Origin of the sequence: Actinoallomurus spadix, from assembly GCF_024055725.1 — a bacterium.
Classification (GTDB): domain Bacteria; phylum Actinomycetota; class Actinomycetes; order Streptosporangiales; family Streptosporangiaceae; genus Actinoallomurus; species Actinoallomurus spadix.
In genome coordinates this window covers 1-26,740 of record NZ_JAMXMX010000049.1, presented here as the reverse complement: position 1 = coordinate 26,740, position 26,740 = coordinate 1, and the positions used below count along the sequence as shown (strand labels likewise).

Sequence of the window (26,740 nt, the reverse complement as noted above, 5' to 3'; positions counted from 1 at the left end):
CAGAGGCGAAGGTCTCTCACCTCCACTCGAACCAACAGCGCCTCACGGCGCAAACAAAATCTGAGCCAGAGCCGATTTGTTCCTGCTCAGGTGACAGCCTCGAATCGAGACGGGCAGCTGTCAGGTGCCGCTGCGGTCCCGGCCAACGTCGAGGTCCCGCAGGAGTTCCTTGGCGGCAGGACGGTTATGGCCGCCGGCGGCTGGGTCCTCTGCCACCCCTCGCAGCACGTCCGCTGCCGCCCGCGTCCTCTCCAGGATTCCTCATCCGGAAAGATGCGGGGTGATTTCGCCTCCCAGCGTCCATCGCCGTACGCAGCCGTGTGTCACCGGTCATACGCGGGCCAGATGCAGCGGGACGGCAGTCAATTAGGCTCTGCGTGTGGTCAACGTCTTGGCTGGGGTCATCGGTGCGCTGCTGGGTTTCTCGGGGGCCTTGCTCGGGGCTTGGATCAAGAGCAGAGACGAGCAGCAAAGGTGGCTGCGTGATCAGAAGCTCGCCAGTGCCGCCGAGATGATTAGTGCGGGCAGCAACATCTTCGAACTTCGCAGCGGCAACAGCGATTGGCTTCAGTCGCTGGAACCGGGTGAGTTGCGCGTGTGGCAGTCGCAACTCCAGAAGGGCCGCGCAGTCATCCACCTGCTGTGCACTCAGGAGACCCGCGATAACGCAGACTCCTTCGCCCGGTCATGTTGGCGGGCCACGACGTCTGACAGCGAGGACAAGGTCGTCACGGCGCTACGTGCATTCAACGCTTCGCTTCGCAAGGAGATCGGCAGCGAGTAGTCCTGGGCGCGACTCCCGCTATCAGCTCGGAGTCGCCCAGCACGGCGACCAGCCCGCGCAGGAAGGCCGGCCGGCGCCGCCCTCAGCCACCTGTCATGCGCTCGCCGCATGGGTCTCGGCCCCTGATGATCAAGTCGGGGCCGTTTCCGTTGGGTGCGGAAGCCTCCGGCGCGCTAGTCTGTCTGCGGGCCAGCACGGGCCAGCCGGAGATCGCGGGCCATACGCGGGCCAGCAGCGGTAAGCGACTCCGACGGGCTAAGCTTCGTCGCAGGTCAAGCCCTCGTAGCTCAGGGGATAGAGCAACGGTTTCCTAAACCGTGTGCCGCAGGTTCGAATCCTGCCGGGGGCACCCACCTGATCAAGGAAAACCCCGGCTGACCAGCACCAACACGGGTCGCCGGGGTTTCGCGTGTGTGCAGCCGTATGCCACCGAAAGCAGCCCTCAGCCGGTGGTCGCGGGATATACGCGGGATGAGCCGGGGCGGGGTTCGCCCAGGTGAGCCCCCGAAAAAGCAAGAAGGCCCCGGGATGGACCCGGAGCCCTGTGGCTGCAGAACGCGTTATGTGGCGAGCGCCTTTTCGATCAGGCGGTTGATCCGTTCCTCGTCCCCGTCGAGGCAGCCCGCGTAGACCTTCCACAAGACCTCCACGCTGTGCCCCAGACGCCGAGCCACCTCCTTGGGCGGTACGCCTGCGTTCAGGAGCAGCGTCGCGCAGGCGTGCCGCAGGTCGTACGGGCGTCCGGCGAGGGGCGTGGTTTGCTGCTCGGGGGACAGGCCGATGACACGAGCGGCATGCCAGATGCGCCAGACCGCCGACGCTGAGACCGTGCCGCCGGTCGAGGTGGCGAACAGCCGGCCATCCTCCGCCGTACCGAACTGCTCCAGGTGCTCAGCCAGGATGCGGACCAGCTCCGGCGGGATCGGGACGAGGCGCTTGTCACCGACCGGACGTCGCTTGAGGCCCTTCTCCTCGTGGCTCTGTCCGCTATCGGTGTAGAGCCTGCCCGGTCTCGGCCGTGACTTCGTCAGCGTCAGCCGACCCCACGCTGAAGCCGGGAGATCACAGGAGCAATCGCCGACGCAGGCGCACAGATCGGGCAGTTCGCAGTCTTGCCGCCGCAGACCGATCGCCTCGGAGGGCCGAAGGCCGCCGTAGTACATACACGCGTACATCGCGCGCATCCGTGCCCCGCGACCAGACAGCCGACCCACATAGGTCACCGCGGCGAGGAGCTGCCGCGCCTGCGCCGGGTTGGCGACAACGCTCCGGTCGACCTGCTCAATCTTCTCCGGAGCCTTCCAATCCACCTGATCGATGGGGTTGGCGTCGAGGAGCCTCCGTTCCCTCACCGCGTACTTGAGCACGTTGTAGAGCACGGCGCGCTTGCGCGCGACGGTGGTGGCAGCGGCCGGGCGACCGGTCATCGTGACAGCGATGGCATTCAGAGCGGATCGAATGACGTCCGCCTCAGCGAGATCTGTGACGCGGAGCGATCGGCTCCCAAGCCATTTCAGAGCCGCGGCTTCCTCGGCCGGAACGGGGAACTTCCAGCGCGGAGGGTTCAGCCCGTAGTGCAGCAGCGCCCGCCGGAGAACCGTCGCACTCGGCGCGCCGTTCGTGGATGAGACGAGCGCAGGCGTCACCGTCGCCAGGGCGTCGAGCGTGCTCTTGCGGGTCTCGCCAGCCGCGCCCGGCCACTTGGCCTTGATGTAGGTTCGCGCGAGCTCGTACCAGGTAACCGGCACCTGCTTGGGAAGCATCGACGTTGGCAAGCCGGTGTCGATGTCGAACGCTTCACCACTCTTGGCGGCTTGGCGCAGGTCGGACAGGAAGCTCTCGGCCAGCGCCTTGGTCCGGCGCGTCCGTGACCGCTGCCTGCCCGCGACCACCCACCGGACCTCATACGAGGCGGTCTTGCTGGACTTGTTCCGGCGGACGTCCCAGAACTTGACGTCGGTCGACTTCACGCCGCCTCCCGCAGCGTCTCCAGCCAGGCGGCGAACTCGCTGCGCCAAATGCGGATCTCGCCGTTGGGCAGCTTGATGCCGGCGGGAGCGTTGCCGAGTTCGCGCCAGCGGTAGAAGGTGCGCTGGGAGACGCCACCGAGTTCGGCGAGGACGTCGGGAACGGTCATCAACTCGTCTCGTCGGTTCACGCATCCTCCCCGGTGTGCAGCAGGTTTTCGTCTCGCCTCGGAGGGCCGAGCGGTGGCAGCGACGTGCCGTTGATCGCGGCGGATAGGAAGGCTTCGCCGGGGGTGTGGCCTTGGCCGGCGTAGTCCCAGTGCGCGACGACGAGCACCTGGTCGTCATCGAAGAGGGGGAGGCGGCCGGTGGTGATGTCGTGTTCGCGCTGGTTGAACGCCGCGCGTGCCTCACGCAGCGCGCCCAGGGTGGTGGAGTAGCGGCGGGACTTGGTCGAGAAGTGGCCCCGGAAGCCGAGCATGTGAGCCCAGTCCGCCAACCGAAGATCGGCCATCTCCGCCAGGGCGCCGAGCCGTCGACATTCGGAGATCAGCCGCTGGGCGTGGTTGCGGATGTTCAGTCGGTTGAGGTCGTCGGTGGGGCGGATGCGCCGGTCGAGGGTGCCGACGCACTCAGCCGCCTTGGTGGCGTATTTGGCGATGTAGCCGGCTACGGCTTGGTCGGTCAGTTCTCCGGTCGTGGTGATCGGCCGTACGTCGACCTGAGACCCCCATGCCAGCGAGCGAGCCGGTACGTCCTCGGCCGCTGGGGTGGTGACCGTGACCGCGTGGGCGGCGTGCCGTACCGCGTCGTCGAGGAGTCCGCCGGTTGCCCAGGCCGGTGGGGACGTGGTCGGCCCGTCGGGTCCGTCGAGGCGGATCACGGCGTGGAAGTGGACGACGCCGCGCCGCTGGTATTCGGCGACCTTGGCGAAGGAGACGGCCAGCGCCGCCCGCAGTTCGGTCCCGGTCAGGCCCGCCGCCTTGGCGAGCCGCCGCCGCAGGGCGAGGGTGAAGCGTCGCCATAGTTCGGGGGCGAGGGCGTTGAACAGGACTGAGCCGGTGTAGTCGTAGCAGTCCGGGCAGAGCGGTTCGCCCAGCCGCGGATCGTTGCCCCCGTGCCGCTCGGTGCAGGACTGTGGACGCCCGTGCGGGCAGTCGTCGAGGTCCCGCCGGGGGTGGCACGGCTGGAGGGCGCCGTCCTTTTCGCGTCGGGCGTGGACCGGCCCGAAGGAGGGAGCCGTGAGGGTGACGAACGCCGCCGGGTGGGTGGTGACGGTGTCGGGCACGCCCTTGCCGCCGACCAGGCCCGCCCGGACGAGTTGGTAGGTATCGGCGCGGTAGACCTCGGCGCAGGCCGGGCAGCGGGACGCGCGGCGGGTCTTGCACGCCACCCGCAGCACCCCGTCCGGCTCATGGCTCGTGGAGTAGCGGTGGAGCAGGGCGCCGGTGAGGGGATCGCGGTAGTCGACCCGCCCGCGCAGGTGGATCGGTTGGGCGCAGCCGCCGGTCCGGCGGATCTGTGCGGTCCAGCGGTGATAGTCGGGTGAGGTGGCGCGGCGGGCGATGTCGCGGAGGGTGAGCGGGGAGGGGACGGGAGCAGGCAAGATGGAGAGGTCTCCTGTCGTTCTTTGGAGCGGTGGAGGGATGGCCCCCGACGTGGCGCGGAACTTGGCGGTTGTGTGGCCACGCCGGGGGCGCAGGGCGTCAGGAGAACCCGAGGCCCTGGCAGTGCTCGCAGGTCTGGCCGTCGGAGGTGAGGCCGCCGGTGCAGTGGCAGCACGCCCAGCGGCGGACCGGCGGCGCCAGCGCCGGGCGCTCGTCGTCGAGGCCCGTCACGCCGCGTCCTGGTCGGTGGTGGCGTGGAAGACGTCGGCGTAGCTCATCAGCGCGTTGTGGGCGGCCATGCGGTGGGCGGGGACGTGGACGGCGGTGTAGGTGATGCGGCCGAAGGTCTTGGTCACGGTGTAGTGACCACCGTCCGGGCGGTCGTCGACGGGGACAGCGTCCAGAACCACGGCGATCCGGTCGACCTCGGCCGCCTGGTGCTCGTCGGTTCCGCGGGCGTGGTGGGTGAGGTCCCACCCGTAGGTGTTGACCGGGACGCCGGGGTTGTTCTCCAAGAAGTCGGCCAGGGCGCGCAGGCCCTTGATGGTCTGGTGGCGTGCGAACAGGTCACCGGGCACGATCGGCTGTGCGGTCATGACGTGAGTTCCTCTCATCAGGCGGTGCGGATCTGGCGGAGCAGGTCAGAGGCGAGCTGGTTCGAGACCCCGAGCCGCGCGCGTAGCGCGTCGCGGGTGATCGGGCGTCCGTGTCGTTGTTCGTGTTCGGTGGCGACGCGGCGGGCGAAGGTGAGCAGTTCGGCCGCCGGACCGCCGGCCGAAGGAGCCTGGTCCTGGCGCTCGTCCTGTTTCGGCGCGTCGTCCTGGTGGTCGCGGACGAGGACGAGGTCTGAGGACGGGCGTCCGAACGAGGGCGGCACGGGGGACGACTCGGCAGCGACCGTCGAGGACGAGGACGGGGGAACCTCGGCCGGGTGTCGACCGGTGGAGCGTCGTTCGAGCATCGAGACCGCGACGAGGAACGCGCCCGCGGGGGTGGCTGCGGTGAGCCAGCCCCAGGGGGTTGGTTCGGCTTGGGCGAGGTTGGCTGCCAGCGAGAGCACCACTCCGCCGGCCAACACGAGCGATGGCCAGGAGATCGGTCCGGTACGGCGGCCGGTGCGGCGGTCGCGTTGGCGTTCGCGGGCGGCCATGACGCAGGTGAGGTCGATGCAGATGGCGATGGCCCAGGCCATCCAGCCGTGTTGTCCGTGCTGGCGGGCGGTGTCGCGGATGTGGGTGAACGAGCCCGCCGCAGCGATCCCGGCCAGCACGACGACCGGCCCGGAGTCGGCCAGCAGTCCGCCGAGGCGGCCGGTCACGCCGCCTCCTGGTCGCACGCGGTGAGCAGGGCGGCCAACTCCGGATCGCAGCGGTGGGTCTCGGCCCAGTCGAGCAGCCAGCCCAACCCGCCGGAGTAGGCCGATTCCGTCTCGGCGCAGCGGTCGCAAGCGGCGACGTGGACACCGCGGGTGTCGTCGAAGGTGACCTGGACGGGGTCCAGGACGATGCGGCGGGACGAGGACGACCGGCCGTCCTGCGAGCGGGGACGAGGGGACGAGATGCGGACGGCGGGACGACGCAGGGGGATGACGTTGGACATGGGAAGTCTCCGGAAGGTCGAGGAGGGGGGTTAGGCGGCTTGGTCGTCCGGGACGGCACGGGGGCCGGTGCGGACGAGATCCGTCCAGGGCGTGGCGAGGTGGCGATAGGCGTGGGCGGCGTCTTCCGCGTCGGCTTCGGTGGTGAGGGCGGAGCGGGCGCGGTGCCAGGACCCGTCGCTGCCGGCCACGATCGCTACGCCGGGGGTCTCGGCGGGGATGGCGCGGGCGGCTTCGAGTGCGGCGGGGTCCATGTCGCCGAGCGTCATCGTGGCCGTCTCTGGATCGTTGACGCGGTGGCAGACCCGCCCGGACAGTTGCGAGCGCAGGGCGGTGACGCCGGGGCCAAGGTCGGAGCCGATGCGCTGGCCGCAGACGATCAGGTAGACCCCGAACGCCCGCCCCAACTGCGCGATCCGCAGCAGCGCCACCGAGGTTTTCGCGACGGTGTCTTTCTCGGCTTTGTCGGCGATGAGGAACAGTTCGGCGACCTCGTCGACCACGACCACGATCGGCATCGGGCGCAGGTGCTCGGGGAGGCGCCAGACGTTGCGGACGCCGTGTTCGCGGCAGTCGGCCATCCGGTGCGTCAACTCCGACACCAGCCCATCGAGCAGCCGCACACACCCCACCCGCGTCGTCGCCAGCGCGGACATGCGGGCCGCATACGGGGTGAGCTCCACGCCGCCTTTGAGGTCGAAGCCGACCAGGGCGACCGGTTGTGGGGCGAGGCCGCGGATGATGGCGTTGAGCAGCGTGGACTTGCCCGATTGGGTGGCGCCGGCGAACAGCCAGTGCGGAACGGTTCTGAAGTCGATCACCCACGGCCGCCCGTTCTCCAGCACCCCCGGCCGCACGGTCAGCAGGTCATCCGGTGTCGGCTCGACCGGCGGGACGGTGATGAGGGGGTCTTTGCGGGTGGCGATCAGCACGACCTTGCCCGGCTTGGACTCCAGCACCCGCACCGCATGAGCCCGCCAGGCGTGCGCGAGCCGTTCGGCGACCTTGGCGAAGTCGTCGGGGATCTGGCCGTCGTTGAGCGTGATCGGCAGCCGCCAGCCCAGCCGCGAGGGGCGGATCAGGCCGAGGCGGGGAGCCTTTTCGATCTCGACCCGCCGCAGGTGGCGACGTTCCACGATCGCGGTGGCCTCACGGGAGGCGGCCCCCAGCACGGGGACGGAGTCGAGGGTGACCCGCCAGCGCCGCCGCTTGTGCGTGAGTTTGCAGGCCGAGGCGACGTGTTGCCAGGTGGCGTAGAGCCAGACCGCGCGGGCCGGGAACCCGACGCACAGCCAGAACGTCAGCGGATGAAACCGCCGCCACGCCAGGCCCCCGGCCACCACGGCGACAAGACCCGCACCCGCCACGCACAGCGTTGCCTTGTCGAACATCACTGGCCCCGCTCAGGCAGCCCGGACGACCGACGCCGCAACCACGGCCGAGGCCCCGAACGAGATCCCGTGGCGCTCCTGCCCGCCGATCACCTGCTTCCACGGCCGCGCGATCAGATCCGAGACCGTCACGATCTGGCCCACCTGAACCTGCGGGTCACCGGGGACATTGACCGTGACCAGGTCGATCCGGCCGGCCTCCGTCGCCACCGACAGACCCACCTGAAAGACCGTGCGGCCCTCGCCGTCGACCTTGACCTCTCCCGTCTCCCGGTTGAGCAGCTTCGGTGCAGGCGGAGCCACGCACACGAAGGTCAGAGCGCGGGTGTCGACCGGGATACCGATGTTCTGCATGACACTCCCTCAGGAACCGCCTCCCTAGCTTCTCTAGGAAGGACAGTTTCATAGGTTAGTTAGGAAACAGGGAGAGTCAAGCGATCTTGGGCAACTTTCTTGGGGAACCTAGAAACCTGGGCTGGATCGTCTACCCTTGACCCATGCCAAGCGCGCACCCGGACCGCCGGAAGCTGTACGTCCGCATCGCGGATGAGCTGCGAGAAGATCTCGCCGCGGGGCGGTTTCCGATCGGGGAGCCGTTCCCGCCGATCGGGGAACTGGCCGAGCGGTTCGGGTCGGCGAAGGCGACCATCGAACGCGCCGTGGATGTCCTGCGCAGCGAAGGGCTGCTAGAGAGCAGGCAGGGAAGCCGCACTGTCGTCATCGCAATGCCGGACTCATCAGCCGGCACCGAGGGCGACTCGGCAGAACGCAGCGAAGAGTTCCAGATGATCTTCGGGCAGCTTCAAGAGATGCGCAGCGCCATCGGGCACCTACGCGCGAAGATCGAACAACTCGACGAGCGCACCAAAAACCTCTGAAAGGTGGCCCGGTCCTTTCGACCGCCGGCACCGCGTAGAGCGTGACCCACGCGGCGCGCTTATATGAGCGTCAGCGGTGCCGACCGACGCCCAGCGTCCAGCGTGCGCCTTGACGGGGCGAGGGCCAGGGCCACGACTGAGACTTGATGACCGCCTGGGTCAACTGATCAGGATCGGCGGCCTCGATCAGCCGCCATCCGGCCGGGGGCGGAACGATGGCCCACCACGACCCCGTGCGCACGCCAAACCAGAACACCAGCCCCGGAAACCGCCGATGCAACACGGCGACCGGATCGGACGTCATGACTGCTCGCCCGGCCCCGCCTCATCACGGCGCTTCATGTACTCGGCGAGGCGTGCCGCCGCGCCGGCCGGATCATCGAGGGGGTGACGCTCGTGGTCGTCTCGGCGCCACACGAACGCCCCACGCAAGGCGTCGACCTCGACCCACACCTTGCGGTGACTCAACTCGGTCCGCACCGACAGAGCCGGGCGAGCGTCACTGAGCCCCGGCTTGACACCGAGCCGGACCAGTTCGCGGCACAACTCGACCAGCGTCTCCAGCTCCTGCTTGCGGTTGTATCCGTCCATGCTGTGCTCCCTCGGTTGGAAGCGAGGCCGGCGACGGAGACCCAGGTCATCCCTCAACTCCCGCGCGGAGAGAGGTAGGCCACGAATGACCCTGTCTCGCGTCACCAGCCCCGCAGCTCATCACGGCGCCACGGCCAGGGCGTTAGGCGCTTCAGGCGGGCCGTTGCGCCTGTGAACTCGACAAACTCGCAACCCGACGCGCTACCTCAGCGGCCTTGACCTGCAAGTCGCCCAACTCCGCAGAAATCCGCGCGATCTCTTCGAGCAGTAGCCGACGCTCAACCTCCGTCAAGCCCGCAGCTCTCCTGTTCGCCGCCTGCCGACGCGCTCGATCAATCGACGCGACCCGCCCGAAGCCCTTCAGACGGGTCGGCGTCCCAAGCTCGGGATTACGTTCCTCATTCACGATCCCGAGCCTCGCCGGACCAGGTGTTGCGCTGCGAGACCGCGCCTATCGCATCTCGGGCTTCTTGTTCTCTCTTCGTCTCATCTATTGCTCGTCTCGTGTTACGTTCGCCCTAATGGACGAGCAAGCGAAGACGAATCCCCCCGTGCGGTTGAAAGCGCTGCTCCGCGAACGCCACTGGCAGACCTACCGGACTTTCAGCACCGAATACGACAAAGCGGCACGCAAGGTCGACCCGTCGCTTGTTGGCAGAGGACCTAGCCGCGCGCAGCTTCACCGCTGGATCTCCGGAGACGTCAAAGGACTCCCGTACCCCGATCACTGCCGGGTGCTAGAGAAGATGTTCCCCGGATGGAGTGCTGAGCAACTGTTCGAGCGGGTCACCAGCGACCAGACCGAGCGCCCACCCGCCGCCGGCGGACACGCCAGTCCGGACAGGGCCGCCGAACTGCTGAAGACCATCGACCAGAATCTTCAGGCCCCGCAAGGCGACATCGATTGGGGACCGCCTGCCGAGTCCGCCGCGTCGGTATCGCCCGCCTCTCTGCGTTCGGTCGAAGGAGCCAGCGACAAGGCCCGCAGCCTCGGACGTCAACTACTTGAGGTGCAACGCGTACTGCGCCTAAGCGACGACGAGGCCGCCCAACTCGCCACGCTGGCAGGGAACATCGTCGAGTTGTCGATGAGCATCGACATCGACATCGACCCCAACGGCTGGTCCCGGCTCACCTACCGGCACCAACTGCTCAACCTGAGCGACAAGCCCATGGCCCGGCTGTCACGGGAAGTATGGTTCGAGAACACACGAGACCGGCTCGACATCGAGCCGATCAGTGATCCGGACCGCCGCGTCATGATCCAGCGCATCCACGACACCGCGAACCTGTCCACGTTCGCCTGCCAGATCTCCCCACCCATCCAGCCGGGGGAGACGGCCACCGTCGGCTGTGTCTGCGAAGGCGGGCAGTTCCTGACCGATCACTACTGGCGACAGTTGATCCCCCGCTACACGCGGCACTACACGCTTCGTGTCCGCCACCAGAAGGCTCGGCAACTGCTGCGATGCTGGGCGACGGAAGAAGACCCCAACGGTTCGGAGACCTCCGCCGAAGACGGGCTGGTGTGGGACTACGACGGAGACGACGTCGTGATGACCTTGACCCGTGACCACCTGCGCCCGAACCAGGCCCTCACACTGCGATGGGATGTCCCGCATGAGCCTGCGTGACCAGATCGAGGCCACTCTTCGAGCCTGGAACGGGTACGAGATCGAACGCGGCGGTTCACCGATCATCGATTTCGACTGCTTCCCCGGCGGCCCGGACGTCGAGCCGGCCCCCGACCGCCTCACTGTCTACCGGCGACTCGCCGAGCTTCGCCCGGCCGCCGATGGCCCATTGGCCAGCCGGCTGGACGCCGACCTCGCCTACCTCGGTGCCCTTCTGGGCGAACGGCCACCACTGAACGACTACATCCGCGCAACCCAAGGATGCGAGGCCGCCGGCTGGTCGGACGACTACATCGCCGAACGCGCCGAGCTGACCCGCGGCGCACTGGCTGATCTGGGCATCGGATGGGGCCCGAACACAAACGCCGACCTCCGCCAGGCCGAAGGCAGGCTGGACGTCAACGAGGCCCCCGACGCCATCCGCCAGGCCGCACAAGACCTGGAACCCGCTGTGCGGGAGGCGACCGGTAGCAGTGCCCCTTACACGCTGACGATCGAGACGACCGAAGTCGATGCCTACTGGGCGTACTGGCTGGATGGCGCTGGCGACCACGTCCGCCTGCGGCTCAACCTCCCCAACGTCGAGTTCACCCAGGCCGGAGCCCGACAGTTCGCCCTACACGAAGTCCTCGGCCACGGCCTGCAAAGCGCCAGCCTCGCGGCCAGGGCAGCCACCGAAGACGTCCCCTGGGTCCGCCTGCTGTCGATCCATGCCCCCCAGCAAGTCATGCTCGAAGGACTCGCCCAGGCATGGCCGCTGTTCATCCTGCCCGATGACAAGGTGCTCACTGCCCGACTGCGGCTCAGCCACTACGCCCAACTCGTCCTCGCCCAGGTCCACCGCGCCATCAACGCAGGAACACCGGCGGTCGAGTGCGCCGACTATGTACGCGTCTGCCTCCCCTGGGAAAGCGACAAGACCATCGCCGGTGACCTGACCGATCGTGGAGCCGACCCCACCCACCGGTCGTACATGTGGGCCTACCCGGCCGGGTTCGACTGGTTCACCGCCCTCGCCCAGGCCGACGTTAAGGTGTCCCGGGAGGTGCTCAATGCCGCATACCGGGACCCACTCACCCCAGCCGACCTCGCCGAACTCTGGCCCGAAGGACCGCCTATCGGTGGACCCGGAGGCCCTGTTCGTCTACGGAAGCCTCCAGTTCCCTGACGTCCTGGTCGCCCTCATCGACCGCATACCCGACCACGAGCCCGTAGCCGCCGAGGGATGGCGCGTCGCCGCGCTTCCTGAGAGGGTCTACCCCGGCCTGGTCCCCGGTGAAGGCATCGCCCGCGGATTCCTCCTGACCGGACTCACCGCCGAAGAATGGCGAGTGCTGGACGCCTTCGAAGACCCCGTCTACGACCTCACACGCATCGCCCTGGTCGACGGCCGCCACGGGTGGGGATACGTGTGCAACGCAGGGGCCAAAGTCGAAGCGCACGACTGGTCCGTCGAAGACTTCCAGGCCCGGCACCTCACGACCTATGTCGAACGCTGCGCGACATGGCGTCGCCGCTACGAGCAGCAGGAACAAGCCGGCTGACAAGCATCTACCGGGACACGACACAAACGGGCAACCCGCCCGGATGAGAAGTTTCTCTACGTCTTCAAGGGCGCCCCGCTGCGCGGGCCGCCGGCGGCCGACCGGCCCTCGGGCCGGGCCTGCGGCCTCTGCGGGCCGATCCCGGCCCGAACCGGCCGACCGCCTGGGCAGAGGATCCTTAGGGATCCCTCGGCGTCCCGCACTGGCAGGATTGCGCCGATTGGTCGTTGCCGTAGGCGTCGGGGTTCTAACCTGATTGTCATGGAAGCTGCGGGGCTTATTTTCACAGCGGTCGGCACGGTGGCAGGCGTTGTGGCAGCTTATTACGCGTGGATCGCGGTGCGGCCGCGACGGCGATCGAGAGCAGACGTATCGAGATCCACCTCGTCTGCTGCGGCGCCTGGAACGGGGAAGGTCGCAGGGTCTGTCTATGACGCGTTCGTCTCCTATTCTCATGACGACGCTGACTGGGTCACCCGGTTTGTGGAGCGGCTTGAGGATGATGGCTTTCGGGTCGCCCGTGACGAGGTCGTCTTCAAACCGGGCGATGTGTTGGTCCACGCGGTCGAACAGGCTATCCGTGACTCGGCGCATGGGATCTTGGTGTTCAGTCCTGCGTCGATGGCCAGTGGGTGGGTGAAGCAGGAGTACGCCACGCTGATGCAGCGGTCGATCGAAAACGGTCGCCGGTTCATTCCGCTGGTCATTGAGGACGTCAAGTTGCCAGAGTTTGCGGCGACCCGTTATTACGCCGACTTCCGGCATGTCTCCGATGCCGAGTACGACCGGCTTATCGTCAAGGTGTCAGAGGCTCTGCGGAACGGCTGATCACAGAGGCATATGCCATGGAAGGCATATTGGGCTCGGCAGCGGATGGCTGTGCTGGAAAGGGACGCGGACAGAGTGGCTGAAGAACAGGGCATCGAGGCGCAGCGGCGGTTGGACTTCTACATCAGTTACGCCGGACCGGACCGCCTTTGGGCCGAGTGGATCGGCTGGCATCTGAAGCAGGCCGGCTACACCGTCGAGCTTGACGTGTGGGACTGGCTGCCGGGCGACAACATCATCCTCAGCAGGGAGAGCGCCCTCCGCCGGGCAGATCGGGTGCTGGCGCTGTGCTCGGCGGCGTACTTCACCGGGCGGTTCACCGGCCAGGATTGGACCGCTGTCATGGCGGCCCAGGAGCGGGAATCAAGCCGGCTAATCCCGATCCGCGTCGAGGACATCGATCACCAGCAACTTCCCGAGATGTTGAGCACGGTGCAGAGCATCGATCTGTTCGACACCACCGAGGCCGAAGCGCGCCGACGGCTGCTGGCCGGGCTTTCCGGCGCTCTCGGCCCCGACGGCACCCCGGCATTTCCTGGTCCAGCTGGTCCACCTATCCCTACTGAATCCGATCCCGCCGATACATCGGCGCCTCGGTTGCCCGGTGCGGCCCGGCCGTCGAATTGGCAGGTCCCCACACGTAACCCCGCCTTCACCGGCAGGGCCGGATTGCTGGTCGCCGTACGTGAAACCCTCCTGAGCACCCCCACAGGTGTGGTGGTCTTGCACGGTCAGGGAGGGATGGGCAAGACCCAGCTGTCGCTGGAGTACGCGCACCGTTTCGCCTCCGACTACAACACCGCATGGGTGATCGACGCCGAGCAGCCCGGCCTCATCGCCGCCCAACTCGCCGACCTGGCGATCAAGCTGGACGCGGCGACCTCAGCTGTCGAGGCAGAGACTGCGGCGAAAGCTGCAATCACGGCATTGCGTGACGCGAAACGATGGCTCCTGGTCTTCGACAACGTCGAAGACCCCGACCACTTGACCGGATATCTGCCCGAGGGGCAAGGCCATGTCCTGGTCACTACCCGCAATCCCGACTGGGCCGAGTTGGGAGCCTTGGTTGCCGTGGAGGAGTTCACCAGAGCCGAATCCATAGCGCTCCTTACAGGGAGGGTGGCCGGGCTTAATCAGGCTGATGCAAACCTTCTGGCCGAGGACCTGGGCGACCTTCCGCTGGCCTTGGCCCAGGCCGCCGGGGTACTCGCTAGAACGGGGATACCCGCTGGCGAGTACCGGCGGCTCCTGGCAGACCAGGCAACAGAAGTGCTGGACAAAGGCTCGCCACGCTCCTACCGGGTCTCGCTCGCCGCCGCTACCCTCGTTGCCCTGGACAAGCTCACTATCGTCGACCATACGGCCGCGAACCTCCTTCGCCTGTGCGGTTACCTGGCACCCGAGCCCATCCCCGTTGCCTGGCTGCACCATCAGCCCACGACCCAGCACGACCCCGGTACAGCTGCCCAACTAGGGGAGCTACCCACCAGCCCGTTCACGGTGGGCGATGCTTGCGCTCATATCAGCCACTACGGGCTAGGGCGCATCGATCAGCAAGGGCTACGCCTACACCGTCTCACCCAGGCTATTGTCCGAGATCACACTCGTTCATACCGCACCGACTACCACGCTGCCATCGTCTCGATTCTCACTACCGCGGACCCCGGCGACCCCGAGGCCCCCGGCACCTGGACGGCTTGGGCCCGCCTCACCCCTCACCTCATCGCCTCAGAGCCTGCCACCACCCCCCACACCGCACTGCGTACCCTGGCCACCCGCACCCTCCGCTATCTTCTGGTCAGCGGACAAGCCAACGCCGCTCTAACCCTGGCAGGCAATCTGCACGACAGCTGGACCGGCCTGCTGGGACCTGATAACACCCACACACTCACCGCCGCCCAGCACCTTGCTCACGCCCGCCACGATTGCGGCAATTACAAGGAAGCCAGCCAACTTCTAGAAGACACCTTGCAGCGGCGTCGCCGGGTGCTGGGCGACGATCACCCCGACACGCTGCAATCCGCTAATGACCTTGCCACCAACATGGGCGCCCTGGGTCGATATAAGGAATCCCTAGCACTTAACGAGGACACCCTCCAGCGGCGTCGCCGGGTGCTCGGCGAGGACCATCCCGACTCCCTGCAATCCGCTCAGAACCTTGCTGGACCCCTGTATGCGCTGGGTCGGTTCAGGGAATCCCTAGCACTTGACGAGGACACCCTCCAGCGGCGTCGCCGGGTGCTCGGCGAGGACCATCCCGGCACCTTGCACTCCGCTCAAAATCTTGCAATCACCCTGTATGCGCTGGGTCAGTATAGGGAATCCCTTGTTCTCAATGATGACACCCTCGGGCGGTATCGCCGGGTGCTCGGCGAGGACCATCCCGACACCCTGCGCTCCGCTCGGAGCCGTGCCGCCACCCTAAACGCGCTGGGAAAGCACAAGGAATCACTTGCTCTCAGTGAGGACACCCTCGGGCGGTATCGCCGGGTGCTCGGCGAGGACCATCCCGACACCTTGTGCGCCGCTCGGAGCCGTGCCGTCACCCTAAACGCGCTGGGACGGCACAAGGAATCCCTTGCTCTCAGTGAGGACACCCTCGGGCGGTGTCGCCGGGTGCTCGGCGAGGACCATCCGGATACCGTGAGATCGATCGGCGCAGTCGTTCAAGCACTTGAGGGGACCGGACGGCGCAAGGCCGCCCGTAATCTAAAAAAGCTCATCCCCCGTCGAATGTCAGGACAGTGACAGATGCGACTGTTTCCGGTCCACGGTTCGCGAGCGCATGGGGTTGCTCGAGCGCGACTCTGGGGACTTCACAGTCCCCAGGCCCCAGCGAGCCGGAGCACTCACCCGCGCGAAACCGTCTGTCCCACCGTCTCGCCGCTCGCGCGGGCAAGCACTCCGGACCGGTGCTTCCGCTGCCGTAGAAGAGGAGCTTGCTAACAGTTGCGCTAACGACCGCCCTGGACCACCTCGGACAAGGCTGAACTTCTGGAGCCTGAAGGAGCTGGTTAGCGGTCGATTCTGGACAGCAGTGGACGTGCTTAGCATGACTCGTAATGAATATGCCGTGACAATCGCCGTGGGTTATTCCTCGCCCTGGGGGTTGTAGCGATCGGCCGGTACGTAGTCGCCGCTGCCGGTGCTCAGATCGTGGCCGGCCCTGCGGTTCAGATCGGCTTGTCCTAGAATGTCGGCGCTCCGCACGTTGGACGTTCTGTTGTTGAGCACAGAAACACAGCAGCACAGTCGAGTGATTAGACGCCTTCGCCCACCACGTCTTGAAGACGGAAAGTTGTCTCGCCTTATTGCAGATGTCGTCTGTGTCGGCCGCGGCGTTTATACCATGTCCGTGCGACTGGGCGTACAACGCCGGGAAGGAGTTGCGCATCAAGTTCCGGGATCCGGTCAGGCGTATATGCAACTGGAGTTCCGCTGCGTACCCATAGTGCCGCTCCGACATGGACAATATCGAAGTGATGTACGGTATCGCGGTAGGTACCCCTAACGTATATGTCGGTTTCCGAAAGGTAAATCGCGGCCAGCCATTCGGAATCCTCGAAGTGGCCGTGCGTATAGCCTCGATGCCATGGGTGTGGGCTATCATCATAGAATGCGCCTTGCCCGAAAGATATATTTGCTGCATGGAAACTGATAAATCGACGAAGTCGACCATCCGGATCAGACTTGAAGCGCCAGAGCTCGTCGGGATTGTCGGCGTCTTCGGCCAGTGTAGCTGCGCGAATAAGCTCTGGAATCCCGATATCGCTTGATGAATAATGGCCAAATCTGCGCCAAGCCGGGATGTCGGGTTCCATGCTGCAAACATTTTGAGCGCTGCCGAATAGGCAAACTGCTACGCGCTTGCCATCTGAAGTCTTCCTGTCAATTACTAGGTTAACCGCGCCAGTGGCGTTACCATTAGAATCCCTCAGGTCGCTAAGGAGTACTGATGACCTTCCGGCTAGATACTGTTTTTTGAAGCCATCTTTATTTGCGGGCTCTATTATGCCAAGATCGCTCCCTATGTGATCCGTAAGTAGATTCTCGATCACTCTTGCGCGCGAAGCCATAGTGTCGGGAGGGGGTTGTCTTTGATGACTTACGCGTGCACCAGAGAATCCGATACTGGTTTCTATTTTGTTGTCTGACTGGGTCAGATTATGATCTATGATCGAGGTTGCTAGGCGCTCGGAGCAATAGTGGTATTCGCATACACTGGTGACGGGTTTGATACTCAATTCTTTTCCTTTCGGCTGCGGGATGAACGGCGTGTGGAAGATTGCCAGTCAAGACGATTGGGTCAGATTGTAGCGTGCCGGGGCGACGGCCCACCTAAACTACTGTGCTCGATGGAATAGCCCGCCACCATTGAGCCGCGCGGGGCAGCCGTAGGTATCGCGCTGATCCGCCGTCGGTTACGGATACTTCCGCCTGCTTCTGCGTCGGCGCTACGTACGCCCTCGCCGTCCACAACGCCGAGCAGGCCGCTCACGCCACGAAGCGCTGCATCGAGCCGACCAGATGATGATCGCGCGGCAGTAAGATCCGCTGCATGTCCAGCGATGTCGGGTTCGTTTGCTCCTGCTGCGGCGAGAAGCACGACGAGTTGCCCACACACTACGGTTCGAAGGCGCCGGCGTACTGGTCTGACGCCATCGCCGAGCATCCCGACAGCGAACTTACCTCCGATCAATGCGTGATCAATGGCGAGCACTTGTTCGTGAAGGGCTTGATCGAGATCCCCATCATCGGCGGGGACATATTCTCTTGGGCCGTCTGGGTATCGCTCAGCCCGCGGAGTTTCGTTCGTATGATCGATCTGTGGGAGACCTCTGGTCGCGAAGATGAGCCGCCCTACTTCGGGTGGCTGGCCACCGAGCTGTTCCTCTACGACCAGCCCACCCTGAACCTGAAGACTCAGGTCCACACGCGACCGGTTGGTGAGCGTCCGTACGTCGGGCTTGAGCCCACCGACCATCCTTTGGCCGTTGAGCAACGATCCGGCATCACCACGAACCGCGTGCAGTGGTTCGCCGAACAACTCATGCACCCCGAACGCGACCGCTAAGGAGCCCTAGGCACGGTGAACGTGATGCGCGGCTGCTTGCCGATCAGCCGGGTCATGACGGGGGTGGGGAGCCGGCGCTTGAGGCTGAGGGACGAGACGTCCGTGTCGAGGACCATGCGATCCACGGCGGCTCAGGGGAGGTCGGCGTGACGGGAGGCGTGGACGTGCGCCAGGAAGGCGTCAAGCTCCTCATCGGTATCGAAGACGTCGTGTTGGGCGAGATCGTCGGCAGACTCGATCGGCCGGACGTGCTTGCGCCGCGCCAACTTGTCGAGCGACACTGAGCCGCGCTCGGGTGGCTCGGCCGCATACACTGCAGTGCTGGTGGTCACCGTCACTTCCTGTCACCGACACTACGAGTGTCGCACGGTCGCCGGCCGTAAGGCGGGCGAATTGGGAACCCGGAAGCACGAGCACCGCACGCGGGATATATGCGGGATGGCGTCCGTCTTCGCTCCACCCCGACGGTAGCCCTCCGCAGGTCAGGCCCGCTACGGCCGCCGGGTCGCCTGTGGATTCCTAAACCGTGTGCCGCAGGTTCGAATCCTGCCGGGGGCACCCACCTGATCAAGGAAAACCCCGGCTGACCAGCACAACGCAGGTCGCCGGGGTTTCGCATGTGTGCAGCCGTAAGCCGAGCCGAGCCGAGCCGTGGCGAGATGACCTCGTTCGCATCCGTCATCCACGTTGTCGCCCAGACCAGGTCGCAGCCCAGCGCCGGCAGCCTGCGTCCGTAGGCGCGCCGCCGCGGCGTCGCTCTTACCCTCGTTCAGGGAAATGCCGACAGGATCCCCGCCGAGAACGCCTCACTCGACCATGTGGTCTCGTCACCGGCCCTGCACCACGTCGATGACGATGGCCGGGTCACGTTCGTGCAGGCGACTCGCCCCCTCGAACACACGTGACCAGCTCACCGCGTTCCGGTTCAGTCGGCGATCCAGCTTCCGTGGAAGCCGAGCGGGATGCGGACGGGCAGGTGCACGGTGGCGAGAGGCTCGCCGGTGAAGTCCTGCGCGGAGAGGATCACCAGGTCAGCCGCTCCCCGGTCGGGGTTGTTGACGTAGGAGAACACGTAGCCGTCGTCCTCCTCCTCGCCGGCGGCGATGAAGAGCGGTTCGCCCACGTACGCATTGCGCCCCATCCGCCGGGTCTCGTGCGTGCCGCGCTCAAGGTCGTGCTTGATCAAGGTGTTGTCGAACGCCTCGTCGGGCATGTCCTCCAGTTGGGTGTCGCCGGGGTAGAAGACGTTCTCCACGTCGAGAGTGGCGGTGGTGTAGCCGTAGCGGTACGGCCGGCCGGTGCGGCGCTCGTCCATGCGCGGGAACTCCTGCGCCCGGTCGTCCAGCCGGGTCTGCGCGACGCGGCCGGTACGCAGGTCAACGCGCCAGCGGTCGAGTGTGGGCGTGCCCCCGAGGTCCAGCCGGCCCTCCACGAACCGCTTGGGGTAGCGCACCACATCCACGACCACCTCGTCGCCGTCCTCGTAGGCGTTGAGCGTGTGGAACACCCAGCACGGCTCCACCTCGAACCAGCGCACTTCGCCGGTACTGCGCGACAGAAGACCGAGCCGCGGCGTATGTGCCTCGTTCCACGCGACCGGCAGCGGCGAGCCCTTCTGCGCGTGCGCCATGCTGAACGTCACCGGCAGGTCATAGATCACCACGTACCGCTCGGTGAGCGCGAAGTCGTGCACCATCGGCCCGTCGGGGACCGGGATGTTCGTCACCTGCGTCACCACGCCCTTGGGGTCGATGACGATGTGCTGGTGATAGTCCCAGCCGAAGAAGTTCGCGATCGCGTGCAGCTCGCCGCTGACCGGGTCGAGGTGGGCGTGGCCGGTGTACCCCCCGGGCAGTGCACCGCCGAAGTCGCACGGGCCGATCGTGTCGAGTTCGTAGCTCAGCTCGTACGGACGCGCTCCCCCTTCCTGCGTCGCGAAGGTGCGCCCGGCCAGCCCGATCACATGAGTGTTGGGAGGGAAGTCCAAGCCGGAGTGCACCGGCCCGGGACGCGGTTCCTCGCCGAGCCGCCGCGCGACGGCCGCGCTGCGTACCCACCGGTTGCGGTACCACTCGGCGCGGCCGTCGCGTAGCCGCAGGCCGTGCACCATGCCTTCGCCGGTGAGCAGGTGGCCGGCGGTCGGGTCGTCGAGGCCGAGCGGGTTGGGGCCGTTACGCAGATAGCGGCCGGTCAGCTCGGCCGGGATGCGACCGGTGACCTCCAGGTCGAAGGCCGTGATCTCTTCGGTGACGGGGGTGAAGCCGCCGGTGAACGGGGTGGTGGTCATGTCGTTTCTCTTTCGCCTGTCTCTTGTCGTGGTCCGGCAGGGAACGGCCGTGGTGCCGTGGTCAGGAACGGCGTGAGCACCGACGCCGCCATCCGAACCCCTCGGAATCGGGTTGATCAGTCCGGGACGATGACGGCCCGGGTGCGGCCCTGGTGCGCCCATGCCTCACCGACGCGGCTGAGCGGGTAGGCGGTGTAGGGCGCCTCGAAGGTTCCGGCGGCGAACCGGGCGAGAACCTCGGGAAGCTCGGCGATCATCTGCTCTTTTGAGACGGAGCCCTTGCCACTACCGCTGACCCGGATCCGCCGGCTGCGCAGCAACGACGCGGGCAGCACCGCCTCGCCGCCGGCGAGCGAGCCGATCTGTACGTAGTCGATGGGTGCGCTGTCGTCGTCCACGCGGACACTTCCCAGCGCGGCGAAGGCGGCCTCGGCGACGGGGCCCCACACGAAGTCGAGCACGAGCTCAGGCTGAGCCTCGGCGACGGCTGCGCCCAGGGCGGCCGTCCCGGCGTCGGGTGTGGCGCCCGTGAGAGGAACGGTGACGGCACCGAGGCCGCGCAGCCGCTCCAGCGACTCGTGGTCGCGCCCGGCCGCGATGACCCGTTGCGCGCCGAGGGACAGCGCCGCCCGTACGGCCAGGCTGCCCGACATGCCGGTCGCCCCGAGCACCAGCACGGTGCCCGGCGCGCCCACCTCCTTGCGCCGGGTGATCAGCGGCATCCAGCCCGAGAGGGCGGGGTTCATGCCGGCGGCGACCGCGAGCGGATCGGCCCCGGCGGGCAGCTCCACCTCGAACGGGGTGACCAGCCATTCGGCCATCGTGCCCCACGGTGACCGGGCGAGGCCGGTGTAGACCAGGCGACCGTCATCGGTGCGAGCCACGGCGTCGACTCCCGGCACGAGCGGGTACGCCTGGTCGCTGCCGTAGTGGCGGCCGGACGCCAGCCCGCGGACGACATGGTGCAGACCCGCGCCCACGAGTCGCAGCGGCTTGTGGCCCGGCCGCCGTTCCGGGTCCGGGAAGTCCGCGCAGACGGGCGTCGCTTCGGGGGTGTTGACGACTGCAGCACGCATGACACACTCCTGAACTAAGTTCAATTTTGCCGTCACCTACCGTGCCTGAACTTTGTTAAGGTGTCAAGCGTGGCGAAGGGCATCACGCGGGAGCGGATCGTGACGGCGGCACTCGAAGTGCTCAATGACAAGGGCATGGACGCGCTCACCGTCCGTGCACTCGCTTCCCGGCTCGACGTGGGAGCACCCGCGTTGTACTGGCACGTCCGCAACAAGCAGGAACTGCTCGATGAGATGAGCACGTTCGTCATGCGCCGTGTCACCGACGCCCTGGCGGCGATCGCTCCCGGCGCCGACTGGCGCGAGGACATGGCCGCCTACGCCCGCGTCCTGCGCTCGGAGTACCTGCGTCACCGGGACGGCGCGCGCATCTTCAGCGGCACGCGCTTCTCCGACCCCCAAGTGGTGAAGGCGAAGGAATCCTGGCTCGCGCGCTTGACCGCCGCCGGATTCACGCTCGCCCAGGCCGACGACGCCCTCGACCTGGTCACCGCGTTCGTCGTCGGCTTCGTCATCGAGGAACAAGAGCGCAGCCGGCCGGCCGACACCGACCCGGCCCGGTACTCACTCGCCGGACGCGATGAATGGCTCGGTGAAGGCGCCGAACTGGTCAAGGCCGCCGGGCACCTCCGCGACGACGGTGACCCACGGTTCGAACGACAACTCGACACCGTCCTCGACGGACTCGCAGCCCGTCTGCGCAGCTGACAGCCGCTACAGAGAGAGGTAAGGAGCTTCCTCGGGACCGGCCGATTCCCTCACCACCGGCCCGACGTCGGTGGCCTCCCGGACCGATCAGTGTTCGTCGTCGTTGATCCTCGTACGGACATACGTGATGAGATGGTCGGGACACGTGGCGATCGGCTCACCGTTCGGGTAGACGATCGTGAACTCCGCATCGCGTCCGCACGGAGAACCCCCTTGAGCGCATCTGCCCGCCTGGCTCTTCTTTGCCCTCGGTGAGAAGTGGTCGGCGCTCCACCTCTTCACCACGATCTCTGCCATGGTGCGCCCTCCAGCAGGTCGGCTGCTCCGAGGCTCACGGTAGTACGAAGCCGGTCAAAGAGCGGCAGCCTTGGCCGCCAGCAGCAGTTCCACGGCGCCGGTCAGCCGGTAGACGGATCCTTCCCCGTCCCCCGTCGCCGTCACGGCAACCCTCGTCAACCTCCCGCAGCACCTCGATACCGAGGCGCAACCGCCGGGCGACCTTGGGCAGATTCTGCCGTTCACGGCGGTTGCTCACGTCAACCCGGTGACCGGCTTCCGCATTCTCGACTTCGCCCACCCCCGCGATCCGACCATCGTCTACGTCGAGCATCTCACCGGTGCCCTGTTTCTCGAGCGCGAGGAAGAGATCGGTCGGTACGCCACGATCTTCGATCACCTTCGGGCGGAAGCCCTCGGGATCTCTCATTCCGCTCAGCTGATCTCCCGCATCGCGGACGAGATAGCCTGAAATCTCGCTTAACGACACCACGGAGGTCTGGCATGGAGTCCTCCCGCGCCATCTGGCGCAAGAGCACGCGCAGCAACGGTGGCGAAGGCGCGTGCGTCGAAGTGGCCGCTCTCGTCGCGAACGCCGAAGGCGAGTAGCCCCTCACCCGAGCGAGAAGCCCTGACCGACTCCCGGCAAGGTCAGGGCTTCCTCTGGTTCCACGGATCTCGGACCGCGCCATCGGCTGCGGTGGTTCGTTTCGTGGGTGGCATGTCGATTCTCCGTACTGTCGTTCGTCATATCTGGGCAAGCGACCCTATGTACGAGGAGCCACCGTGAAGTACCTGCTGCTGGTCAACACGTCGTCGCCGGACTCGGCGGAGGAGCTGCCGGCCGAGGGGCCGACCGTGGAGGAGTTCGTGGTGTTCGAGAAGGCCATCGCCGAGGCCGGCGTCAAGCTGGACGGGAACGCCCTGGACCTGTCGAACGCGACGACCGTGCACGTCCGGGGGAGCGGTGAGCGGGTCGTGACCGACGGGCCGTTCGCCGAGACCCGGGAGATCGTGGGCGGTTACTACCTGATCGATGTTCCCGACCTCGACGCCGCGCTGGACTGGGCGGCTCGGTGTCCTGGGGCCCGGTACGGGACCGTCGAGGTCCGGACCATCGAGGAGCACGGTCAGCCGTGAACGGGGAGCGAGCGGCCGGCTCCGTGGAGGCGGTCTTCCGCGAGGACCGGAGCCGGCTGCTCGCGCTGCTCGCGGCACCCGGCTGCCCGGCGTGCTCCGCGTCATCTATCTGATCTTCACCGAGGGGTACGCCGCCAGCTCCGGCGACGATCTTCTGCGTCCCGATCTGGCCGAGGAGGCGATCCGGCTCGCCCGGATCCTGCACCGGTCGCTGCCCCGGGAGCGGGAGGTGGCGGGGCTGCTCGCGTTGTTCCTGCTCACCGACGCCCGGCGGGCGGCCCGGGTGGACGCGGCGGGGAACCAGGTCCTGCTCGAAGAGCAGGATCGCGCACTGTGGGACGCCGATCTCATCGCGGAGGGGCGCCGGCTCGTCGTTCCGGCGCTGACCGGTCCCGGCGTCGGGCCGTACGCCGTGCAGGCGGCGATCGCGGCACTGCACGACGAGGCGGCCGACTTCGCGTCGACGGACTGGGCGCAGATCGTCGCGCTGTACGACGTGCTCCTCCGGATCGAGCCGTCGCCGATCGTCGCGCTGAACCGTGCCATGGCCGTCGCCATGCGGGACGGGCCCGAGGCGGGGCTCGCCCTGCTGGACGGGCTGGCCGGGGCCGCGGAGCTGCGGCGTTACCACCTGTTCCCGGCGGCGCGGGGCGACCTGTTGCGGAGGCTCGGCCGTACGACCGAGGCGGCCGCGGCCTATCGGGCCGCGCTCGGTCTCGTCGGCAACCGGCCGGAGCGGGTCACGTTCGAGCGGAGGCTTGCCGAGCTCACCGGCCGTGATCGGCTCACGTGACGTGGTCACCAGGGGACGGGGCCGAGGCGGTCGATGAAGGTTCCGGTCGGCCCGTCGGGGCCGATCGTCGCGAGCTTGATGATCGGGTCGGTGCCCTCGGTGACCGTCAGCTGGCCGGTGTGATTGTTCATGTCGGTGGCGGTGAACTTGAGATTCGCGACCTCGCCGGGAGTGACGGCGTTGACCTTGACGTCGGGGAGCGCCTGGGCGTACCGGGCAGTGATCATGTTCAGGGCCGCCTTCGACGAGCTGTACGCGAGCTCGTGCGTCCTCGAGACGGGCTGCTCCGGGTCGGTGACGACCGCGAAGGAACCGCCGGCGCTCGACACCATCACCACCCGCGGGTTGTCCGCCGCCCGCAGCAGGGGAAGGAACGCGTGCGTGACCCTGACCGGCCCGTACACGTTGATGTCGTAGACGGCATGGATCTCGTCGGCCGTCGCGTCGGCGGGCGGGACGACCCCTCCCGGCGCGCCGGCGTTGTTGATCAGGACGTCCAGGCGGTCGGTGTGCTCCCGGACGAGCCGCACGGCCTCGGTCACCGACGCGTCCGAGGTCACGTCCAGCGGGACCACGACCACGTGGGCGCCGCCGGCGGTCAGCTTCTCGGCGGCCGCGTGCCCCCGGCCTTCGTCGCGCGAGCCGAGGAAGACGGTCCATCCCCGTTCCCCGAGCCGCCGGGCGGTTTCGAGACCGAGTCCCTTGTTGCCTCCGGTGATCAGTACCGAGGTCCGCTCCGTGTTCGTCATTCGTCCTCGCTCGTACGGGGTCGTGTGCCGCGCGGATCGTTCGCGCGGCGTCCTGACGAACACGAGACTCCGGCGGCGCGAGCCCTGTGACGGCACGATCATGTGACGTGGGCCACCGGCCGCGGGTGTCACAGGGCGGCGGGGACGGGTGTCTCGTGCGTAGAGGAGAGTTACGGGCGGGAGGCTTCCATGAACGACGAACGTGGCGGGTCGGTGGAGGGCGCATCCGGGCCGCTCGGCGGTGAGGGCCGGATGGAGTCCGCCACGGAGGCGTTCGTCACCTACCGCAACCTGCTGTTCACCGTCGCCTACGAGATGCTCGGCTCGGCCGCGGACGCCGAGGACGTCCTGCAGGAGGCCTGGCTGCGGTGGGTGAGCGTGGACCTGGCCACGGTCCGGGATCAGCGGGCGTACCTCGTGCGGATCGTCACCCGGCAGGCGCTGAACCGGCTGCGTACGCTCGGCCGGCGCAAGGAGTCCTACGTCGGGCCCTGGCTGCCCGAGCCGCTGCTGACCGCGCCGGACGTGGCCGAGGACGTCGAGCTGGCCGACAGCGTCTCGATGGCGATGCTGCTGGTGCTGGAGACGCTCGCGCCCACCGAGCGGGCGGTGTTCGTGCTGCGGGAGGTGTTCGACCTCGGGTACGACGAGATCGCCGCGGCCGTCGGCAAGAGCCCCGCGGCGGTTCGCCAGATCGCCCACCGGGCGCGGTCGCACGTCGCCGCCCGCCGCCCGCGCGACGTCGTCTCTCCGGCCGCGACCCGCGACGCGCTGCTGGCCTTCCAGCAGGCCGTGGAGACCGGCGACCTGACGGGGCTGCTCGACATTCTCGCGCCGGACGTCGTCGTGCTGAGCGACGGCGGCGGGCTCAAGCAGGCCCTGCCGCGCCCCGTCGCGGGAGCCGGCAAGGTGGCCCGCCTGCTGACAGCCGGTCTGGTCAGGCTCGGCGGCGCAGGGGCTTCGATGGAACCGGTCCAGGTCAACGGCTGCCCGGGGCTCCTCCTGCGGATCGACGGGGAGCTGGACGGCGTGATCACGATGCGGGTCGAGGACGGTCTCGTCAGCGGGATCTACTTCGTCCGCAATCCCGAGAAGCTCGCGCGGGTGGCGGAGGAGATCGCGCTGAGCCGCTGAACCACCGAGACGCCCAACCGCTGAGGCACTGATGCGCCGAGGCGGATGGGCGCGACGGTCAGCGACGGGCCAGCCAGCGTTCCGTCGGCTCCGCCTGGTACGGCAGGTCGTAGTGGGTGAAGACGGCCTCCTCGTCGCGGGCGAGCAGTTCTCCGTCGGTGGCGATCGACGGGGCGTCCTTGACCTGGGCACGTGTACGGGCGATGCGGACGTAGCCGGGGCCGACCGTGGCCTCGTCCAGGGGCACGAACACCAGCCGGTGGCGCGTGGGCAGGCCGACCTGGACCGTGAGGAACGAAGGCTGATCGGTGCGGGTGTCGACGTACACCGCCTCCATCTTGCCGATCTTCTTGCGGTTCGCGTCCACGACGTCGTGGCCGCGCCATTCACGGATGTCTCGTGCTTCCAACATCGTGCCGCTCCTCCCTGGCGGACGGATCTTCCGGACTCGGGTGGGGGAGGTGCTCTCTTCCTCCACATTACGGTTTTCGGACTCGCTGGGCGGATAAGCAGACAGTGACCGATAACGCCGTTCGCGCCCAGGGGGAGGGTGGTATGGCCACGGTCGAGGATCGGGTCCGGACTCCGACCGGTGAGGTGCTGGCCCGGCACTCGCTCGGCCGGCGGATCGGGGATGTGCTGGGGACGACCGATCACAAGGTGGTCGGTTATCTGTATCTGG

At 67.3% G+C, this 26,740-nt stretch carries 33 protein-coding genes, 1 tRNA gene and 1 pseudogene; 16 read left to right on the top strand and 19 right to left on the bottom strand.

Translation table 11 applies throughout. From position 1 onward, the window contains the following. Window positions 1-379 precede the first annotated feature (379 nt). Both NE235_RS36475 and NE235_RS36470 read left to right on the top strand, forming a co-directional pair. Entirely contained in the window at window positions 380-784 is a 405-nt protein-coding gene (locus tag NE235_RS36475; protein WP_252811382.1) for a hypothetical protein, read from the top strand. A gap of 276 nt (window positions 785-1,060) precedes the next feature. Further along, a tRNA-Arg gene (locus NE235_RS36470) sits at window positions 1,061-1,133 on the top strand. Window positions 1,134-1,344: 211 nt separating this feature from the next. On the opposite strand, the gene NE235_RS36465 is transcribed toward NE235_RS36470, so the two are convergent. The 9 genes from NE235_RS36465 to NE235_RS36430 all read right to left on the bottom strand — a co-directional run bounded on the left by NE235_RS36465 (window position 1,345) and on the right by NE235_RS36430 (window position 7,700). Beyond that, window positions 1,345-2,754: a tyrosine-type recombinase/integrase gene (locus NE235_RS36465; RefSeq protein WP_252811380.1), complete on the bottom strand. Its 1,410-nt coding sequence runs from the start codon at window positions 2,752-2,754 to the stop codon at window positions 1,345-1,347. Next, window positions 2,751-2,942 carry a helix-turn-helix transcriptional regulator gene (locus NE235_RS36460; protein ID WP_252811378.1) on the bottom strand — a complete coding sequence of 64 codons (192 nt, stop codon included), beginning with the start codon at window positions 2,940-2,942 and terminating at the stop codon, window positions 2,751-2,753. The genes NE235_RS36465 and NE235_RS36460 overlap by 4 nt, the downstream gene beginning before the upstream one ends. Next, window positions 2,939-4,357 (bottom strand): replication initiator, encoded by a 1,419-nt coding sequence (locus NE235_RS36455; RefSeq protein ID WP_252811376.1) that lies wholly within the window; start codon window positions 4,355-4,357, stop codon window positions 2,939-2,941. The genes NE235_RS36460 and NE235_RS36455 overlap by 4 nt, the downstream gene beginning before the upstream one ends. 100 nt (window positions 4,358-4,457) lie before the next feature. Beyond that, entirely contained in the window at window positions 4,458-4,589 is a 132-nt protein-coding gene (locus NE235_RS37990; protein WP_289849790.1) for a hypothetical protein, read from the bottom strand. Then, entirely contained in the window at window positions 4,586-4,954 is a 369-nt protein-coding gene (locus NE235_RS36450; protein ID WP_252811374.1) for a hypothetical protein, read from the bottom strand. The genes NE235_RS37990 and NE235_RS36450 overlap by 4 nt, the downstream gene beginning before the upstream one ends. A gap of 17 nt (window positions 4,955-4,971) precedes the next feature. After that, the gene (locus NE235_RS36445; protein ID WP_252811373.1) at window positions 4,972-5,676 is read right to left on the bottom strand and encodes a DUF2637 domain-containing protein; all 705 of its coding nucleotides are present in this window, start codon (window positions 5,674-5,676) and stop codon (window positions 4,972-4,974) included. Further along, a complete protein-coding gene (locus NE235_RS36440; protein ID WP_252811371.1) occupies window positions 5,673-5,957 on the bottom strand; it encodes a hypothetical protein in 285 nt (94 codons plus the stop codon). The genes NE235_RS36445 and NE235_RS36440 overlap by 4 nt, the downstream gene beginning before the upstream one ends. 30 nt (window positions 5,958-5,987) lie before the next feature. Further along, window positions 5,988-7,346 (bottom strand): FtsK/SpoIIIE domain-containing protein, encoded by a 1,359-nt coding sequence (locus NE235_RS36435; RefSeq protein ID WP_252811369.1) that lies wholly within the window; start codon window positions 7,344-7,346, stop codon window positions 5,988-5,990. Between the two features lie 12 nt (window positions 7,347-7,358). Next, the gene (locus tag NE235_RS36430) at window positions 7,359-7,700 is read right to left on the bottom strand and encodes an SCO3933 family regulatory protein (RefSeq protein WP_252811366.1); all 342 of its coding nucleotides are present in this window, start codon (window positions 7,698-7,700) and stop codon (window positions 7,359-7,361) included. 143 nt (window positions 7,701-7,843) lie between these two features. On the opposite strand from NE235_RS36430, the gene NE235_RS36425 reads away from it, so the two are divergent. Then, window positions 7,844-8,224 (top strand): winged helix-turn-helix domain-containing protein, encoded by a 381-nt coding sequence (locus NE235_RS36425; protein WP_252811364.1) that lies wholly within the window; start codon window positions 7,844-7,846, stop codon window positions 8,222-8,224. Between the two features lie 70 nt (window positions 8,225-8,294). Here NE235_RS36425 and NE235_RS36420 read toward each other — a convergent pair whose 3' ends face one another. Both NE235_RS36420 and NE235_RS36415 read right to left on the bottom strand, forming a co-directional pair. Then, entirely contained in the window at window positions 8,295-8,528 is a 234-nt protein-coding gene (locus NE235_RS36420; RefSeq protein WP_252811363.1) for a hypothetical protein, read from the bottom strand. Beyond that, complete coding sequence (locus NE235_RS36415; protein WP_252811361.1) at window positions 8,525-8,815, bottom strand: hypothetical protein; 291 nt, start codon at window positions 8,813-8,815, stop codon at window positions 8,525-8,527. The genes NE235_RS36420 and NE235_RS36415 overlap by 4 nt, the downstream gene beginning before the upstream one ends. A 521-nt stretch (window positions 8,816-9,336) precedes the next feature. On the opposite strand from NE235_RS36415, the gene NE235_RS36410 reads away from it, so the two are divergent. The 5 genes from NE235_RS36410 to fxsT all read left to right on the top strand — a co-directional run bounded on the left by NE235_RS36410 (window position 9,337) and on the right by fxsT (window position 15,569). Continuing rightward, the gene (locus NE235_RS36410; protein ID WP_252811359.1) at window positions 9,337-10,449 is read left to right on the top strand and encodes a hypothetical protein; all 1,113 of its coding nucleotides are present in this window, start codon (window positions 9,337-9,339) and stop codon (window positions 10,447-10,449) included. Beyond that, entirely contained in the window at window positions 10,436-11,617 is a 1,182-nt protein-coding gene (locus NE235_RS36405) for a hypothetical protein (RefSeq protein WP_252811358.1), read from the top strand. The genes NE235_RS36410 and NE235_RS36405 overlap by 14 nt, the downstream gene beginning before the upstream one ends. Further along, a complete protein-coding gene (locus NE235_RS36400) occupies window positions 11,571-11,993 on the top strand; it encodes a gamma-glutamylcyclotransferase family protein (RefSeq protein ID WP_252811356.1) in 423 nt (140 codons plus the stop codon). Before NE235_RS36405 ends, NE235_RS36400 begins: the two co-directional genes overlap by 47 nt. Window positions 11,994-12,254: 261 nt before the next feature. Beyond that, window positions 12,255-12,821, top strand: coding sequence for a toll/interleukin-1 receptor domain-containing protein (locus tag NE235_RS36395; protein WP_252811354.1), 567 nt, complete (start codon window positions 12,255-12,257; stop codon window positions 12,819-12,821). Window positions 12,822-12,896: 75 nt separating this feature from the next. Beyond that, on the top strand, window positions 12,897-15,569 hold the full coding sequence (fxsT, locus tag NE235_RS36390; RefSeq protein WP_252811352.1) for an FxSxx-COOH system tetratricopeptide repeat protein: 2,673 nt from the start codon (window positions 12,897-12,899) through the stop codon (window positions 15,567-15,569). 560 nt (window positions 15,570-16,129) lie between these two features. Here fxsT and NE235_RS36385 read toward each other — a convergent pair. Continuing rightward, window positions 16,130-16,642, bottom strand: coding sequence for a hypothetical protein (locus tag NE235_RS36385; protein WP_252811350.1), 513 nt, complete (start codon window positions 16,640-16,642; stop codon window positions 16,130-16,132). A 737-nt stretch (window positions 16,643-17,379) separates the two neighbouring features. On the opposite strand from NE235_RS36385, the gene NE235_RS36380 reads away from it, so the two are divergent. After that, window positions 17,380-17,895 carry a DUF2199 domain-containing protein gene (locus NE235_RS36380; protein WP_252811348.1) on the top strand — a complete coding sequence of 172 codons (516 nt, stop codon included), beginning with the start codon at window positions 17,380-17,382 and terminating at the stop codon, window positions 17,893-17,895. Here NE235_RS36380 and NE235_RS37985 read toward each other — a convergent pair. Together NE235_RS37985 and NE235_RS36375 are read right to left on the bottom strand one after the other, a co-directional pair. Next, the gene (locus NE235_RS37985) at window positions 17,892-18,020 is read right to left on the bottom strand and encodes a PIN domain-containing protein (RefSeq protein ID WP_289849779.1); all 129 of its coding nucleotides are present in this window, start codon (window positions 18,018-18,020) and stop codon (window positions 17,892-17,894) included. The two genes, NE235_RS36380 and NE235_RS37985, sit on opposite strands and share 4 nt — an antisense overlap. A gap of 6 nt (window positions 18,021-18,026) precedes the next feature. Continuing rightward, window positions 18,027-18,227: a hypothetical protein gene (locus NE235_RS36375; protein WP_252811341.1), complete on the bottom strand. Its 201-nt coding sequence runs from the start codon at window positions 18,225-18,227 to the stop codon at window positions 18,027-18,029. A 423-nt stretch (window positions 18,228-18,650) separates the two neighbouring features. Between NE235_RS36375 and NE235_RS38830 the strand changes: the two are divergent. Next, a pseudogene (locus tag NE235_RS38830) lies at window positions 18,651-18,800 on the top strand (class I SAM-dependent methyltransferase); the annotation flags it as partial. Between the two features lie 20 nt (window positions 18,801-18,820). Here NE235_RS38830 and NE235_RS36370 read toward each other — a convergent pair. Both NE235_RS36370 and NE235_RS36365 read right to left on the bottom strand, forming a co-directional pair. Next, complete coding sequence (locus tag NE235_RS36370) at window positions 18,821-20,182, bottom strand: carotenoid oxygenase family protein (protein ID WP_252811339.1); 1,362 nt, start codon at window positions 20,180-20,182, stop codon at window positions 18,821-18,823. A gap of 116 nt (window positions 20,183-20,298) precedes the next feature. Continuing rightward, window positions 20,299-21,258 carry a hypothetical protein gene (locus tag NE235_RS36365; protein WP_252811338.1) on the bottom strand — a complete coding sequence of 320 codons (960 nt, stop codon included), beginning with the start codon at window positions 21,256-21,258 and terminating at the stop codon, window positions 20,299-20,301. A gap of 69 nt (window positions 21,259-21,327) precedes the next feature. Between NE235_RS36365 and NE235_RS36360 the strand changes: the two genes are divergently transcribed. Continuing rightward, window positions 21,328-21,966, top strand: a complete 639-nt coding sequence (locus tag NE235_RS36360; protein WP_252811336.1) for a TetR/AcrR family transcriptional regulator C-terminal domain-containing protein — start codon at window positions 21,328-21,330, stop codon at window positions 21,964-21,966. Between the two features lie 87 nt (window positions 21,967-22,053). On the opposite strand, the gene NE235_RS36355 is transcribed toward NE235_RS36360, so the two are convergent. Beyond that, a complete protein-coding gene (locus tag NE235_RS36355) occupies window positions 22,054-22,263 on the bottom strand; it encodes a hypothetical protein (RefSeq protein WP_252811334.1) in 210 nt (69 codons plus the stop codon). A gap of 211 nt (window positions 22,264-22,474) precedes the next feature. Here NE235_RS36355 and NE235_RS36350 point away from each other — a divergent pair, with 211 nt between their 5' ends. From NE235_RS36350 to NE235_RS36335, 4 genes are all read left to right on the top strand, one after another. Beyond that, window positions 22,475-22,714, top strand: coding sequence for a Scr1 family TA system antitoxin-like transcriptional regulator (locus NE235_RS36350; RefSeq protein ID WP_308206205.1), 240 nt, complete (start codon window positions 22,475-22,477; stop codon window positions 22,712-22,714). A 32-nt stretch (window positions 22,715-22,746) separates the two neighbouring features. Continuing rightward, window positions 22,747-22,851, top strand: coding sequence for a DUF397 domain-containing protein (locus NE235_RS36345; RefSeq protein ID WP_252811330.1), 105 nt, complete (start codon window positions 22,747-22,749; stop codon window positions 22,849-22,851). A gap of 177 nt (window positions 22,852-23,028) precedes the next feature. Then, window positions 23,029-23,382 (top strand): YciI family protein, encoded by a 354-nt coding sequence (locus NE235_RS36340; RefSeq protein WP_252811328.1) that lies wholly within the window; start codon window positions 23,029-23,031, stop codon window positions 23,380-23,382. 91 nt (window positions 23,383-23,473) lie between these two features. Further along, the gene (locus NE235_RS36335; protein ID WP_252811326.1) at window positions 23,474-24,175 is read left to right on the top strand and encodes an RNA polymerase sigma factor; all 702 of its coding nucleotides are present in this window, start codon (window positions 23,474-23,476) and stop codon (window positions 24,173-24,175) included. Between the two features lie 5 nt (window positions 24,176-24,180). Here NE235_RS36335 and NE235_RS36330 read toward each other — a convergent pair whose 3' ends face one another. Beyond that, entirely contained in the window at window positions 24,181-24,924 is a 744-nt protein-coding gene (locus NE235_RS36330) for an SDR family NAD(P)-dependent oxidoreductase (protein WP_252811324.1), read from the bottom strand. Between the two features lie 189 nt (window positions 24,925-25,113). On the opposite strand from NE235_RS36330, the gene NE235_RS36325 reads away from it, so the two are divergent. Then, window positions 25,114-26,058 (top strand): RNA polymerase sigma-70 factor, encoded by a 945-nt coding sequence (locus NE235_RS36325; RefSeq protein ID WP_252811322.1) that lies wholly within the window; start codon window positions 25,114-25,116, stop codon window positions 26,056-26,058. 58 nt (window positions 26,059-26,116) lie between these two features. Here the strand turns inward: NE235_RS36325 and NE235_RS36320 are convergent, their stop codons facing one another. Next, window positions 26,117-26,470 (bottom strand): PRC-barrel domain-containing protein, encoded by a 354-nt coding sequence (locus NE235_RS36320; RefSeq protein WP_252811320.1) that lies wholly within the window; start codon window positions 26,468-26,470, stop codon window positions 26,117-26,119. Between the last annotated feature and the right edge of the window lie 270 nt (window positions 26,471-26,740).